This window comes from Obesumbacterium proteus, assembly GCF_001586165.1.
Classification (GTDB): domain Bacteria; phylum Pseudomonadota; class Gammaproteobacteria; order Enterobacterales; family Enterobacteriaceae; genus Hafnia; species Hafnia protea.
This window is the reverse complement of sequence record NZ_CP014608.1, coordinates 2597200-2610615: the sequence shown is the minus strand read 5'-3', so window position 1 is coordinate 2610615 and position 13416 is coordinate 2597200. Positions and strand designations below refer to the sequence as shown.

Genomic DNA, 13416 nt, shown 5'->3' with positions numbered 1-13416 from the left:
TTATCAATGGCTAATGAATCATTCATCACATGAAGAATTTCTCCCACTTCCGTTTATTGCCTAAATACACTTCCCGTCGTCAGTTCCTCCTGTCTGGATTGGCGGCGATAGCGCTGGCGGGAAGTAAAATCGACGCGGCCACCGCCAGCAGCACCGCCTTGACGGCAAAACCGGCAAAAAAAGCACCGGGCGCTCGCAAGGTCATCATGCTCGATCCGGGTCACGGCGGCATCGACCCGGGGGCTGTGGGTCATCAAGGAGCCAAAGAGAAACATGTGGTGTTAGAGATTGCCCACTACGTGCGCGATCATCTGCGCGAACACGGCAATATTGACGTGAAAATGACGCGTGAAGACGATTTCTTTATTCCGCTGTATAAGCGGGTCGAAATTGCCCATCAGCATCAGGCCGACCTGTTCGTTTCTATCCACGCCGATGGATTTACCAGCCCAACCGCATCGGGCGCCTCGGTGTTTGCCCTCTCCAACCGCGGCGCGAGCAGCACCATGGCAAAATATATGTCGCAGCGTGAAAACGATGCCGACAAAGTGGCAGGGGCAAAATACGCCGATGAAGATAATAATTATCTTCAGCAGGTGTTATTCGATTTGGTGCAAACCGACACCATCAAAAATAGCCTCACGCTAGGCCGCCATCTGTTAGACCATATTAAACCGGTGCATCATCTGCACAGCCAGCATACTGAACAGGCCGCGTTTGCGGTTTTAAAATCACCGTCGATCCCCTCCGTCTTGGTTGAAACCTCGTTTATCACCAATCATCAGGAAGAACAGTTGTTAACCTCAGTGGCCTTCCGCCAGCAGATTTCGCAGGCTATCGCGAACGGCATCGTCAAATACCTCGACTATTTCGACGCCCACGAGCGTCGGCGTCCGAGTTAATTTGGCAAAATAACGTGGGAAGTTAATCCCACAGGAAAGCCCCGTTTTCCGCTATACTGGCGCACTTATTTGCATCATTAGATGCATTTTATTTCATTGAGCAATGTAGCGGAAAACGTCATGAGCAAGCCTTCTTCTGCGCAGGTAAAAGCTTTTTTGCTGAGCCTGCAGGATTCTCTTTGTCAGCAAATTGCTGCCGCCGATGGGCAATCTACGTTTCGTGAGGATAACTGGCAGCGCGAGGCCGGTGGTGGCGGACGCAGCCGCGTGCTGACTCAGGGTGCCGTATTTGAGCAGGCTGGCGTCAATTTTTCCCACGTTACCGGCGGGCAACTCCCCGCCTCGGCCACGGCGCATCGTCCTGAATTAGCCGGGCGCAGTTTCGAAGCGATGGGCGTGTCGTTAGTGATCCATCCGCTCAATCCTTATGTCCCCACCAGCCACGCTAACGTGCGTTTTTTTATCGCTGAAAAAGAGGGCGAAGAGCCCGTATGGTGGTTTGGCGGCGGTTTCGATCTCACGCCGTTTTATCCTTTCAAAGAAGACGTGCTGCATTGGCATCGCACCGCGCGCGATCTGTGTCAGCCGTTTGGCGAAGAAGTTTACCCGCGCTATAAAAAGTGGTGCGATGAGTATTTCTTTATCAAACATCGTCAGGAATCACGCGGCGTGGGTGGCCTGTTCTTTGACGATTTAAACACCCCTGATTTCGATCGCTGCTTTGATTTCATGCAGGCCGTGGGAAACGGTTTTAACACCGCCTATCTGCCTATTGTGGCTAAGCGCAAAGATACCCCCTTCGGTGAACGCGAACGCCAATTCCAGCTGTATCGTCGTGGCCGCTACGTTGAATTCAATTTGGTATGGGATCGCGGTACGCTGTTTGGCCTGCAAACCGGGGGAAGAACCGAGTCTATTTTAATGTCGATGCCGCCGCTGGTTCGCTGGGAATATGATTTCCACCCTGAGCCAAATTCACCAGAGGCCGCGCTTGAGCGTGATTTTTTGCCGGTTCAAGACTGGCTAAAGGAAGAGTAATGTCAGAAGCAAAACAAATTTGGGTCGATGCCGATGCCTGCCCGAACGTGATCAAAGAGGTGCTGTTTCGCGCCGCCGATCGCGTCGGGATTTTTGTCACCTTGGTTGCTAACCAAACCATCCGCACTCCACCATCGCGCTTTATTCGCAGCCTGCGCGTTGAGGCTGGTTTTGACGTTGCGGATAACGAAATTGTGCGTCGCGTCAATCCCGGTGATCTAGTTATCACCGCCGATATTCCTTTGGCGGCCGAAGTGCTGGAAAAAGGCGGCGTAGCGTTAAACCCGCGCGGCGAGCTTTATACCGAAGCCAACATCAAAGAACGCCTGAATATGCGTGATTTTATGGATACCATGCGCGCCAGCGGTGTACAAACCGGTGGCCCAGCGACGCTGCATCAACGCGATAGACAAGAATTCGCCAACCAGCTCGATCGCTGGCTGCAAAAACGCTAAGCGCCTCGAAGACTTTACAGCCGCGTCACGCATAGCGCGGCTGCCCGTAGTTTCATATCGCTACAACGCTGATATTCATCCACGGATATCGGGCTAAAACCGCTAATCAATAAACGCGACCGCACCGCTGCCATCGACGGATCTTCCACCATTTTTTTCAGCGCACGACGCAAACGCAGCAAACGCGTTTCATTTCCCGCCGCGGTAATTAACGGCAAACCGGGTGCCGGTGGCGTTTCCCCAATAATCTTCAAACCACTCATACATTGCGGCTCTGCTTTTTGCAGCAGCGCCAGCGTCACGCAGTCAATGGCGGCAATATCGGCATCGCCCTGTTTAATCGCCAGCAGCGAGGCACGGTGTGATCCGGTCTGTAACGTGCTGGCAAAAAAGCGTCCATGATGCGCCAAGGGTGCAATCACCGAGCGCAACGCATTGTAGCCGGACTGGGAATCCTCGCTGTTATACGCCGCTTTACGGCCTAAAAACGAACCAATATCGGCACCGGCGTCCTGTTTTCTCGCCACTAAAAAACTACGATAATCGTTACCTTCACATCCAGGGGCGCGATAGCGAAACACCCCCACTACGTCGACTTTTGCACTCAATGTTTCCTGTAGCGGATAGCCACAGGTTTGACTGAGCAGTAAATCAGGCTGCTGCCAATGCGCATAGAGATCATCCGGCCAGCACAGATTAGGCGGCAAATCCTCTTCACCCTCCTGCGCCAGCCAGCGAGAAAGCCCCTGCCAGAGCAGCTCTACATCATCGCGATTGATTCCATACATAGGCAACGAAACCCGCATGTTTATCATCCCTCTGTCGACGTTGGCACCTGTCGCCAACGTGTTAAATAATTTACCCAGCGTTCAAACGCCGCGTCGGTAATCATCGCCAAGAGCGCCACCAGCAGTGCGCCTTGAATGACGTAAGCGGTGTTAAAACCACTTAGCCCAATAATAATAGGCGAACCTAGCGTTTTTACCCCAACCGTTGAGGCAATGGCTGCCGTGCCGATATTGATAATGACGGAGGTGCGTACTCCGGCCAAAATCACCGGCGCGGCTAAGGGAATTTCCGCTCGCCATAGAATCTGCCAAGGATTCATTCCCGCTACTCGGGCAGTCTCTCGTACCGCGGCGGGCACCGATTCAATTCCGCTAATCGTTCCCTGCAAAATCGGCAACAAACCATACAGCACCAAGGCAATCACCGCGGGCTCTGGGCTGAAGCCCATCAGCGGCACCGCCACCGCCAGCACCGCCACGGGTGGAAATGTTTGCCCCACCGCCGTAATGGTTTCCACCATTGAGCGAAACTCGCGTCCGCCGCGATGGGTGACCAATAGCCCTGCACTCACGCCAATCACCACGGCAATCAGACTGGAAATCGCCACTAACGAAACATGCGCCAGCGTGAGCGACCAAAAGCTGTCCTGCTGATACACCGGCCGTGAAAGCTCAGGAAATAAGGCGCTAAATAAACGTCCCATGTGCGCCATTCCGCTATTCAGCCCAATGAGCAGCACAATTCCCCACAGCAAAGGATCGAAATACCAGCGTCGGACTGTCGGATGATATTGCCCCTGCATCATGCCTCCGTTTTCTTCACCAAGTCGGCGAAATAGAGCACGCCAACCGGCTGCCCTGCCTCATCGATAACGGGTAAACGGTCAACCTGACGGTAAATAAAGACCGACATCGCATCGCGTAAATTAAGATCGCAGCGAATCGGTTCACCGTGAAGAAGTTCGCCGCGACGCACGCGGGAAGCCACTACGTCTAATCCCAGCAGCTTGATCCCAACGTCGCTATGGCCGAAGAATTGGCGCACAAAATCATTTACCGGTTGATTCAGCAACGCCTGCGGCGTTCCCTGCTGAACCACTTTTCCGGCATCCATCAGCACGATACGGTCGGCAAGACTCAGCGCTTCATCAATATCGTGAGTCACCAAAACAATGGTGCGGCCGAGCAAGGTATGAATGCGGGCGATTTCCTGTTGCAAAGTGGTGCGAGTAACGGGATCGAGCGCGCCAAAAGGCTCATCCATCAGTAAAACTTCCGGATCGGCAGCCAAAGCTCTCGCCACGCCCACGCGCTGCTGCTGCCCCCCTGAAAGCTGATGCGGATAACGATGGCGAAACTCAGCCACATCCAAACTCAGCATTTCCATCAGCTCCGTCACGCGCTGGCGAATACGGGCCGCGGGCCACTTCAACAGCTGTGGCACGGTGGCAATATTTTGCTCTACCGTCCAATGTGGAAATAATCCAATGGATTGAATGGCATATCCCATACGCCGCCGCAAAGCCTCAGGCTTAAAATGACTGATATCCTGTCCGGCGAAAGTCAGCTCACCGCTGTCATGATCGATTAAGCGATTGATCATTTTCAGCGTGGTCGATTTCCCCGAGCCAGAGGTGCCGATCAGCACGGTAAATTCCCCCTCGGCAATATGCAAAGAGAGGTCTTCTACCGCCGGACGTCCGGCAAAGTATTTATTAACATGCTTGAAATGAATCATTGTCGCGTCGCTTCAATTCGAGAAACTAAAAATTTAAATAAGGTATCTACGGTCACCGCCATCACAACCACCGGAATAACCCCCAGCAACACCAAGTCCAACGCGCTGCTGAGTAGGCCTTGGAAGACGATGGCACCGAATCCACCCGCGCCGATCAGCGCGGCGATAACCGCCATCCCCACGGTTTGAACCGCCACAATTCGCACGCCGCTGAGCATAACGGGCAGCGCCAGAGGCAATTCAACCTTACGTAGGATTTGGCTTTGCGTCATACCCACGCCGCGCGCGGCCTCAATCACGGGCTGCGGAACCTGTTCAATTCCGGCCACCACGCTACGCACCAGCGGCAACAGCGCATACAGCACCAAGGCGATCAGCGCCGGTGCAACGCCAATTCCGCTAATACCCAGCGTTCCCAACCATGGCCATGCCTGAGCTAATCCCGCAAGCGGTGCGATCAACAAGCCAAATAGCGCAATTGAGGGGATGGTCTGAATAATATTCAGCACCGAAAACATCGGTTTACGCAGTTTTTCACAGCGCGCAGCAACAATGCCGAGCGGCACACCGATGAGCACGGCCACCGCGAGCGTGCTGAACAACAACGTGAGATGCTGCCCCAGCGCCTGATTAAAAACATCATCACGGTTGGCGTACTCTTTCATCAGCGAAAGCGTATCCAGCGCACCGCTGACTAATAAGATCGGTATCGGAGCCAAAATCAGCAGCGCGGCCAAAATACGCATTCCGCTGCTTTGGGTTAAACGGCTAACGGCGTCAGCACCGCTCAGCAAACTTAATGCGCCGATAAACCAAAATCCGCCGCCTAAAGACACGCGCACTAGGCTGTCTTCATCACCGGCCAGCAGGTGTGCTTGCCATGCAATTAAGAGCAGCAAACCCGCAAACAACGCGCCGCTGACGAGGTAAATCAGCCATAGCACAAGGCGGTTTTGTGGGCAGAAGCAGAGGATGAGCAAAACAGGAAATGGCAGGATCAGAATCCATGCAAAGCCATGAATAATGTCCCTTAGCGGCATACCAGTACCAGACACCAAGCGGTTTGCCGCCTGAGTCAGCAGCGGCATTTGCCAGAGCGCCAACATCATCAGCAGCCAGAGTGTGAGCACGACTCTGTTTTTTACCAAAACGGAATTCCCTATAGTTTTCCCCACCCAAATCCACCTCTTATCAACGGAGGCCGCAACAGCGCGATACACGATCTACTCCTCCCCCTGCCAAGGGGGAGGTTGGGAGGGGGTATTGACTTAAGACTTAACAAAGCCCTTATCTTTCAAATATTTTGCTGCGACTTTCTTTGCGTCTTGCCCATCAACGGCGATTTTGGCGTTCAGTTTTTGCAGCGTTGGGCCATCAAGAGATTCAAATACCGGTTTCAGCACGGTCGCGATTTCGGGATGTGCTTTCAGCGTCGCTTCACGCACGATTGGCGTTGGTGCGTAGATTGGCTGCACGCCTTTAGGATCGCTGAGCGTTTTCAAACCTAACGCGGCTACGGGGCCATCGGTGCCATACGCCATCGCGCCGTTAACACCCGACGTTTGCTCCGCGGCCGCTTTGATTGTCACCGCGGTATCACCACCGGCTAATGACAGCAGCTGATCTTGATCCAATTTGAAACCATAGGCCGTTTCAAAGGCCGGTAACGCATCAGGACGTTCGATAAACTCAGCCGATGCGGCCAGCTTAAATTTACCGCCCTGCTTCAGCCATTTACCTAGATCCTCTAACGACTCCAGATGATTTTGCTGCGCGACGTCGTTGCGCACCGCGATGCTCCACGTATTGTTAGCCGGTGCTGGCGTCAGCCAGACAATTTGGTTTTTGGCCAAATCGAGCTGCTTCACTTTTTCATAGCCTTGCTGGGCATTTTTCCACGCAGGATCTTTTTCATCGGCAAAGAAGAAAGCCCCGTTGCCGGTATATTCAGGGTAAATATCAATTTCTCCCGCGGCTATCGCCCCACGTAAAACTTTAGTGGTGCCAAGCTGGGTTTTGTTCACCGTTTTAATGCCGTTTGCGTCCAAGGTTTGCACAATGAGATTGCCCAACAAAGAACCTTCGGTATCAATTTTAGAGCCCACCGTAACCGCATCGGCCGCCTGTGCCGTGCACATCACCGCGCCCATTAACGCCAAAGATGCCAGAATCTTACGTCCGATAAATACATTTCCTGCCATAACGGTTCCTCATCATTGTTATTGTGTTTGTTTGCATCTGAAAGCTCGGTTAAGCCTTTTTCTTCTCGCCCCATTAAAGGATGCTGAGTCACTTCAACAGAGCGCCACGCATAGTTCCGCCACCATTGCGAATAGCCCTGCACCACAAATCCGTGATTGCGCTGTTGATACTCGGTGCGGTCTGCCAGATAGGCTTTACGTAATCCATACCACGGTAATCCCGGCAAATCGTGATGAACAATGTGATAGTTCAAATTGAGAAAAAGCAGCCGCCAAGGCCATGCCGCTTCATTAATAATAGAACGGGCTGAGGGTTCGTCCACCGCACGGTGCTCGTAAAACGAGCGAACCATGGCAAGCCCTAAGGCCGGATAGCTCACCGCCAGTAGATACCACCACGCTGAAATCCCCGCGAGTTGGGCGATCCAGAGCACTAACGCCAGCAATGAAAGATGAATCAACCACATGGCAATTTTTTTACTATCGCCGTGAATTATTTCCATAAACTCATTTTTAAGCAGTGCGCCAATCCCCAGCGCGGGGCCCAGCAAGATGCGACCAAAAAAGGTATTTCGAAACGCAATAACGCCGCGCCACAACGCCGATGAATGCTGCCAGCGTGACTCGGCAAAATAGTAGGACTCAGGATCTTCCAGCGGATGCGTTAAAGAGTCATCGTTGTGGTGGGCTAAATGAGAGTCTCGATAAACGCCATAGGGATACCAAACCGCCAACGGTAAAAGCCCAAGCAGTTGGTTCACACGCGGCCAGCGCGTTGGATGCCCATGGATAAGCTCATGTTGTAATGACATATACCAGCACGCGATGAGTATCAGCAGCGGAGTTCCCACGGCTTTGCCAAGCGACTGCCAGTGGCAAACCACCAGCGCCCATCCGCCATACACGGCGATCAGCACGCACCACGTTGGAAGCTCGCTGCGCCACAGCCATTGGCGTTGCCATAAACGAATACGGTTTTTCTGCTCGGCATGCAGATAGTGCGAAGTTCGCGTTTTGCTGGTTGCTGATGTCATCAATAAGCCACTCCCTAAATCCGATGTGGCTCAGTATTCCTGAAACTTTAAATTCCACTAAATACTAAAAAATTAGTTTTTATTTCGATAATGAATATATAAACCACCAGAAAAGTGACTTGAATGTTACAAAATGGTTAGAGACAAAGCCTGCTGCGGGGTATAATCGGCGCAATTGTATTTAGGAGAATAATCATGCTGAAAAAAGCAATCATCGCCGGAATGGCACTATTAACTCTGGGCGGCGTTGGCGGAGTGATTCTGGCCGGAATTATTATCTATGTTCGCTCATAGTTCGCTCATAATTTCTGCCAAAGATTGGCCTGAGCCGCGACTTCGCCTACTATAGGCAAATATCCCTCAGTCTTGTTAAGGTTTGTCCCCGATGGCCATTATCCCTAAGAACTATGCCCGTTTAGAAACTGGCTACCGCGAAAAAGCGCTTAAAATCTATCCGTGGGTGTGCGGCCGCTGTTCGCGCGAATTTGTGTACTCCAATCTGCGTGAATTAACGGTGCATCATATCGATCACGATCACACCAATAACCCAGAAGACGGCAGCAACTGGGAGCTTCTGTGTTTATATTGCCACGACCACGAGCACTCAAAATACACCGAAGCCGACCAATACGGTTCAACCGTGATTGCGGGTGAAGATGCGCAAAAAGACGTAGGTGAAGCCACCTATAATCCGTTTGCCGATCTTAAAGCCATGCTGAATAAGAAATAAGCGACCGCGCTCTATTTTCCTTCATAGTTCAAATTGCCGTTCTGCGGTTTGAAATATAAAAAGGAAAAGGCGCTGAAGATAAACTTCAGCGCCTGCTAGGTGGACATTAACAAAACGATTTTCACTTCTACCGCGTTGAACACCGCAGGGCTAGAAAATATGTGAACCATAGCCCCACATGATAACGGTAATCCCTAATAACAGCTCGAGTACCAAAACGCCTATTGCAAAGGTGGAGCCAGAAAATATAAACCCCTGACCTTCAGTGATACCGAGGAAATTCGGAATACCGCGATACAACAAATACCCGCTATAACATACACCAACAATAACAGTGAGCATGCACAGCCATACCATCGGATATATTGATACGATACTGCTAATAAACATGGGCGTACCGACGTAGCCCGCAAACACAATACATTGATTTAAACTCGGGCAGTTTTCATATTCCCGAGCCATCCAGCGAATGACCATACCAACAAAACCAACCGCGGCGAGCATTAAGCCGTAAAACACAACTGCAATGGCTAACGCCGTCATCGGCATAACTTTAAAAACGCGGTCTCCGCCGAAATCCCAGCCAAACTGGGTGGTACCGATAAAAGAGCAGATGACAGGAATAGCAGCCATCAGCAGCACATGGTGAGTATAGATATGCGATACCGACTCATTTTCCTGCCGTATTTGCCGGAACTCCTGTGCCGGATGCGATAACAGTCCCCAAACATGGTTACTCATGACACACCCCCTGACGTCTATCGAGGGAATCACGCTCACTCACATTTTCCCCTCACTTTCAGTATAGAACGCTCCCACAAAAGTACAGAAAAAATAGGAATTATTTTACCTCTATAAGCCGCGCCCTGATTGGGTTCGGACTGAATTTGTTTTAATTTTTCGAAGCTGTCTTTTTGCCAAACATAAATCACTTATTTTGCTAAAGTATTCCCTAATATTGGTAAGTTTATATGTGGCGGCATAATGATCGACAGCGAAATAACTCTGCGAAAATTAGAAATCTTTTTAGCTTTCATGGAAAAAGAGAATATTACCCGCGCAGCAGAATCACTGGGGTTAAGCAGTGTGAGCGTGCATAGAGCGTTACACACGCTGGAAGAAGGTTTTCGCTGCCCGCTATTTGTGCATAAAGGACGGAATTTATTACCGCTTCCGGCCGCACACACGCTGGCGGAATATGCCCGCGACTTGGTGGAGCTTGCCCAGAAAGGCATCGAAGAAACGCGCATTGCCGCTGGATTTGGCCAGCAGCGGATGAAAATTGGCACCATGTATTCGCTGACGTTGGAAACCATTCCAAAGCTCATCATGGGCGTTAAGCTGCGCCGCCCAGAAGTGGAAATCAGCCTTACCATGGGTTCGAATCAGGATTTATTACAGCAGCTCGAAAACCAGCAGCTCGACGCCATTCTGATTTCAATTTCCGATAGCCAAGTAAACGAACAGTTATTCGAAACCGTGCCGCTGTTTCAAGACGATATTTTTCTTGCGGCACCCGCCTCATCAACGCTGGTGAAACCCGGTTTGGCAGATTTGCGGGATTATCGAGGCGAGAAATTCGTTGCCTTAGCGGAAGGATTTGCCACCTATCATGGCTTTAGCGAGGCATTTCAAATAGCCGGTTTCGAGCCGGACATCGTTACCCGAGTCAACGATATTTTCTCGATGCTCAGTCTGGTTCAGGCTGGCGTGGGCTATACGCTGATCCCAGGCCGAATGAAAAACGTGTATGAAAGCAGCGTAAAACTACTGCCGCTGTGCAATGAATATCAGATGCGTCAGACCATTGCCTTGGTATTTGCACGTAGCCGAGAACAAGATCCTAACCTGCTCGCGCTTACCGCAGAAGGACGCATGTACGCACGCGCCCATCCTTCATTCAGTTAAGCCTGTTTCTGATAGCGAGCCACAATATCAGTGACAGATTTCAAGCCAAGTTGGCAGCGCGAAAGCGCTTCCCCCTGCTCCATCACTTTTCGGGTTAAGCCTGTAAGTACTGCACCCGGCGGCATTTCAATTGCCAGACGCACTTCTCGCTCATAGGCCGCGACCATGGCTTCATGCCAACGCACGGTGCGCGACATATTGAATGCCAAGTCGTCGGCAATGCGTTCGGGTTGCCATAACACGCGCCCCGTGCTGCCGCTGAGATAAGCAATGTTCGGTCGTTGTAGCACCACGTTTTGCATCGCCTGCTCCAACTGGTGTGCGGGCTCCAGCAACAGCGCGCAGTGCGAAGGAACGCTAACCGCCAGACGCTGCGTTTTATGCGCGCCTTTGGCCCGCGCCAGCGTCATTACCTGCTGCATAGCGGCTTCGCTACCGGCAATCACAAACTGTTCTTCGGCGTTGATGTTGGCTAAATAAACCGGCAAATCCGGCGAATTCACCTCGGCAATCAGCGGTTCTAGCTGATTCAAATTCAGACCGACAACGGCAGAAAGGCCAAAACCCGTAGGATAAGCATTTTCCATCAGCTCACCGCGTAGGGCGACTAAACGCACGGCGTCCGAGAAATCCAACGCACCCGCAACCACCGCCGCGGGGAAAGCACCAATAGACAGGCCGCTAACGAAATCAGCCTGAACTCCCGCCGTCTGAAGCTCTCTGGCGTAGGCAACGCCCGCGATCAGTAAACATAGCTGAACCGCACGCGTTCTTTGCAACGATGAGGCGCTGTCTAGCGCCAACACGTCTTCGTTTAACGCGATATTAGCCTGTTCAATGAGCGAGCGTGAAATAGCATTATCAGGTAAGTCATGCAGCATCGCAGGGCGCTGCGGCCCTTGACCGGGAAAAGTAAATAAGACCTTCATTATGCCTCCTCTGACGGCAACCACGGATCGCGGGTTAACACCGGTCCGGTTGACGTTTTCAGCATGACGCGCTTATCGCGTAGCCATTCTGTCAGAGCAAAAGCCCCGAGTGGGGTTTCAACTTGAACGTCGGTTCGGCACGGGAGCTGAACCTGAGCAATGCGTTCGGCAAAGTGCGCCAATTCTTCCGCAGTTATTTTTTGCGGACAGCGCACCACTAAATCGAGATCGCTATCGGTATGCATCACCGGAATATCCGTCGCTAAGGCGTAACCGCAGCTTCCTGTCACGCCCCATACCCACGGCCACGGCGTCTGCATCAGCATAATCAGCACCTGAACCGGAGGCAGGGAAACAAAAGAAGATTGCAGTAACGCGATAGGATCGGCGATTAACGACTCCGGCGTGACGCATCGCACCACGCTTTGCTCATCGACCCACCCCGCCGCACGCTGGCTGCGCTTCATGCCACGGATCCCAACTGGAATACGCCCGCCGTCTTGAACATCGCGTCGCACCACCAATGGCAATGATGTGCGCCACTGCTGCGTCACCCACTCCGGCATGGTGTCTTGCGTAGTCAGTGACTGTGCGTTGTTAATCCAAATCAGGTCATGCGGGCGTAACATACGGATTCCTTATTTAAATTCCTGCGGTCAGCGCAATAAACAGCGGCAGTGTGATGATACACAGCACGGAGCTTATCAGCAGCGTGGCTTCAGCATCAGGAGACTGCACGCCGAAACGGTTGCCGAATACGATACCGAAGAAGCCCGCAGAAAGCGCGATCATCAGAATGGCCGTGACGGCAACATCGCCATGCAAGCCCATCGCCAACACGATACCCCACGCAATGAAAGGCTGAATCAGCAGCTTGGTGACGCTAGACAGCACCACGCAGGTATTGATTTGCAGTTTACGCGCAGACAGGATCACACCGGTCAGGAACAGCGCCGAAGCCGTGGCAGACAGCCCCAACGGTTTGATTGAAGCCAGCACCATTTCAGGCATGTGAATACCGATGGCTGACAGCACAACCCCCAGCAGCGGCCCCCACACGATAGGTTTTTTCACCGAACGCCACATCAGAACCGGCAGCATGGTCAGCGTTGAACCCTGAATCGCACCCGACTCACGCGCTTTTTCACGTTCGAGGATCAGCAGACAGAACGGCGTCATCAGCACGGAACCACAGGCGATAGCCACCGCAACCGACAGCGACGTGGAAGAGCTTTCGCCCAACACGCTGCCTAAAATCGGTAAGCCCAGCGCGGCGTAGTTAGGTAACGCCACAGTTAGCGTCAGAACCGCTGCGTCCTGTGGGGTTTTCTTGAAGACTTTGGTGCAGATAAAGTAAATGGCGGCATAGGTGATCCACATGCCTAATACCAGAACGACAATCAGCGGAGACTGCTGAACGATGCCGCTCCACGGCGTTTGCACCGTGGCGCTAAACAGCGCCGCAGGCAAAGCAAAGTCCATCACGAAGATATTGAGCAGAGAAACATTCTTGTTATCGACCATCTTGGCTTTACCGGCATAAAAGCCGAGCAGCATGATGACGAAGATTGGGGCGAGGGCGTGAATAATTACGTATGTCATAAATCACCTTGTATAAAAACAAAAAGCGTTACAGAAAAATTCAGTTAAAACGTTATTTTCTTTTTATAAAACAGTCGTTAGCGGGCAGGTG

Annotated in this window: 15 protein-coding genes; 5 read left to right on the top strand and 10 right to left on the bottom strand. The window is 52.1% G+C overall.

The window, feature by feature from the left end; genetic code table 11:
* The first annotated feature begins 29 nt into the window (after positions 1-29).
* From amiA to DSM2777_RS12415, 3 genes are all read left to right on the top strand, one after another.
* A complete protein-coding gene (amiA, locus tag DSM2777_RS12425; RefSeq protein WP_061554107.1) occupies positions 30-902 on the top strand; it encodes an N-acetylmuramoyl-L-alanine amidase AmiA in 873 nt (290 codons plus the stop codon).
* 120 nt (positions 903-1022) lie between these two features.
* Entirely contained in the window at positions 1023-1940 is a 918-nt protein-coding gene (hemF, locus tag DSM2777_RS12420; protein ID WP_040045755.1) for an oxygen-dependent coproporphyrinogen oxidase, read from the top strand.
* Positions 1940-2395 (top strand): YaiI/YqxD family protein, encoded by a 456-nt coding sequence (locus DSM2777_RS12415; RefSeq protein ID WP_025800755.1) that lies wholly within the window; start codon positions 1940-1942, stop codon positions 2393-2395. The genes hemF and DSM2777_RS12415 overlap by 1 nt, the downstream gene beginning before the upstream one ends.
* A 14-nt stretch (positions 2396-2409) precedes the next feature.
* Here DSM2777_RS12415 and DSM2777_RS12410 read toward each other — a convergent pair whose 3' ends face one another.
* From DSM2777_RS12410 to DSM2777_RS12385, 6 genes are all read right to left on the bottom strand, one after another.
* Positions 2410-3183 carry a phosphate/phosphite/phosphonate ABC transporter substrate-binding protein gene (locus DSM2777_RS12410; protein WP_237087768.1) on the bottom strand — a complete coding sequence of 258 codons (774 nt, stop codon included), beginning with the start codon at positions 3181-3183 and terminating at the stop codon, positions 2410-2412.
* A gap of 23 nt (positions 3184-3206) precedes the next feature.
* A complete protein-coding gene (locus DSM2777_RS12405; protein ID WP_061554105.1) occupies positions 3207-3986 on the bottom strand; it encodes an ABC transporter permease in 780 nt (259 codons plus the stop codon).
* A complete protein-coding gene (locus tag DSM2777_RS12400; RefSeq protein WP_046458133.1) occupies positions 3986-4921 on the bottom strand; it encodes an ABC transporter ATP-binding protein in 936 nt (311 codons plus the stop codon). The genes DSM2777_RS12405 and DSM2777_RS12400 overlap by 1 nt, the downstream gene beginning before the upstream one ends.
* A complete protein-coding gene (locus DSM2777_RS12395; protein WP_061555390.1) occupies positions 4918-6030 on the bottom strand; it encodes an ABC transporter permease in 1113 nt (370 codons plus the stop codon). The genes DSM2777_RS12400 and DSM2777_RS12395 overlap by 4 nt, the downstream gene beginning before the upstream one ends.
* Before the next feature lie 159 nt (positions 6031-6189).
* Positions 6190-7122: a glycine betaine ABC transporter substrate-binding protein OsmF gene (osmF, locus tag DSM2777_RS12390; protein ID WP_061554104.1), complete on the bottom strand. Its 933-nt coding sequence runs from the start codon at positions 7120-7122 to the stop codon at positions 6190-6192.
* Positions 7071-8156: a fatty acid desaturase gene (locus tag DSM2777_RS12385; protein WP_061554103.1), complete on the bottom strand. Its 1086-nt coding sequence runs from the start codon at positions 8154-8156 to the stop codon at positions 7071-7073. Before DSM2777_RS12385 ends, osmF begins: the two co-directional genes overlap by 52 nt.
* 385 nt (positions 8157-8541) lie before the next feature.
* On the opposite strand from DSM2777_RS12385, the gene yajD reads away from it, so the two are divergent.
* Positions 8542-8886: an HNH nuclease YajD gene (gene yajD / locus DSM2777_RS12380; protein WP_004096236.1), complete on the top strand. Its 345-nt coding sequence runs from the start codon at positions 8542-8544 to the stop codon at positions 8884-8886.
* Positions 8887-9036: 150 nt separating this feature from the next.
* Here the strand turns inward: yajD and DSM2777_RS12375 are convergent, their stop codons facing one another.
* Complete coding sequence (locus DSM2777_RS12375; RefSeq protein WP_061554102.1) at positions 9037-9627, bottom strand: Yip1 family protein; 591 nt, start codon at positions 9625-9627, stop codon at positions 9037-9039.
* Positions 9628-9870: 243 nt separating this feature from the next.
* Here DSM2777_RS12375 and DSM2777_RS12370 point away from each other — a divergent pair, with 243 nt between their 5' ends.
* A complete protein-coding gene (locus DSM2777_RS12370) occupies positions 9871-10794 on the top strand; it encodes a LysR family transcriptional regulator (protein ID WP_046458136.1) in 924 nt (307 codons plus the stop codon).
* Here the strand turns inward: DSM2777_RS12370 and mdcH are convergent.
* The 3 genes from mdcH to DSM2777_RS12355 are packed head-to-tail and all read right to left on the bottom strand — an operon-like array spanning position 10791 to position 13325.
* Entirely contained in the window at positions 10791-11723 is a 933-nt protein-coding gene (mdcH, locus tag DSM2777_RS12365) for a malonate decarboxylase subunit epsilon (RefSeq protein WP_061554101.1), read from the bottom strand. The genes DSM2777_RS12370 and mdcH overlap by 4 nt on opposite strands.
* Positions 11723-12352 (bottom strand): malonate decarboxylase holo-ACP synthase, encoded by a 630-nt coding sequence (locus DSM2777_RS12360; protein WP_061554100.1) that lies wholly within the window; start codon positions 12350-12352, stop codon positions 11723-11725. The genes mdcH and DSM2777_RS12360 overlap by 1 nt, the downstream gene beginning before the upstream one ends.
* Before the next feature lie 13 nt (positions 12353-12365).
* The gene (locus tag DSM2777_RS12355) at positions 12366-13325 is read right to left on the bottom strand and encodes an AEC family transporter (RefSeq protein WP_061554099.1); all 960 of its coding nucleotides are present in this window, start codon (positions 13323-13325) and stop codon (positions 12366-12368) included.
* Between the last annotated feature and the right edge of the window lie 91 nt (positions 13326-13416).

Excerpts from the sequence above, each read along its gene's own strand:
- amiA (WP_061554107.1), top strand. The coding sequence starts at position 30 with ATGAAGAATTTCTCCCACTTCCGTTTATTGCCTAAATACACTTCCCGT.
- hemF (WP_040045755.1), top strand. The coding sequence starts at position 1,023 with ATGAGCAAGCCTTCTTCTGCGCAGGTAAAAGCTTTTTTGCTGAGCCTG.
- DSM2777_RS12415 (WP_025800755.1), top strand. The coding sequence starts at position 1,940 with ATGTCAGAAGCAAAACAAATTTGGGTCGATGCCGATGCCTGCCCGAAC.
- DSM2777_RS12410 (WP_237087768.1), bottom strand. The coding sequence starts at position 3,183 with ATGTATGGAATCAATCGCGATGATGTAGAGCTGCTCTGGCAGGGGCTT.
- DSM2777_RS12405 (WP_061554105.1), bottom strand. The coding sequence starts at position 3,986 with ATGCAGGGGCAATATCATCCGACAGTCCGACGCTGGTATTTCGATCCT.
- DSM2777_RS12400 (WP_046458133.1), bottom strand. The coding sequence starts at position 4,921 with ATGATTCATTTCAAGCATGTTAATAAATACTTTGCCGGACGTCCGGCG.
- DSM2777_RS12395 (WP_061555390.1), bottom strand. The coding sequence starts at position 6,030 with ATGATGTTGGCGCTCTGGCAAATGCCGCTGCTGACTCAGGCGGCAAAC.
- osmF (WP_061554104.1), bottom strand. The coding sequence starts at position 7,122 with ATGGCAGGAAATGTATTTATCGGACGTAAGATTCTGGCATCTTTGGCG.
- DSM2777_RS12385 (WP_061554103.1), bottom strand. The coding sequence starts at position 8,156 with ATGACATCAGCAACCAGCAAAACGCGAACTTCGCACTATCTGCATGCC.
- yajD (WP_004096236.1), top strand. The coding sequence starts at position 8,542 with ATGGCCATTATCCCTAAGAACTATGCCCGTTTAGAAACTGGCTACCGC.
- DSM2777_RS12375 (WP_061554102.1), bottom strand. The coding sequence starts at position 9,627 with ATGAGTAACCATGTTTGGGGACTGTTATCGCATCCGGCACAGGAGTTC.
- DSM2777_RS12370 (WP_046458136.1), top strand. The coding sequence starts at position 9,871 with ATGATCGACAGCGAAATAACTCTGCGAAAATTAGAAATCTTTTTAGCT.
- mdcH (WP_061554101.1), bottom strand. The coding sequence starts at position 11,723 with ATGAAGGTCTTATTTACTTTTCCCGGTCAAGGGCCGCAGCGCCCTGCG.
- DSM2777_RS12360 (WP_061554100.1), bottom strand. The coding sequence starts at position 12,352 with ATGTTACGCCCGCATGACCTGATTTGGATTAACAACGCACAGTCACTG.
- DSM2777_RS12355 (WP_061554099.1), bottom strand. The coding sequence starts at position 13,325 with ATGACATACGTAATTATTCACGCCCTCGCCCCAATCTTCGTCATCATG.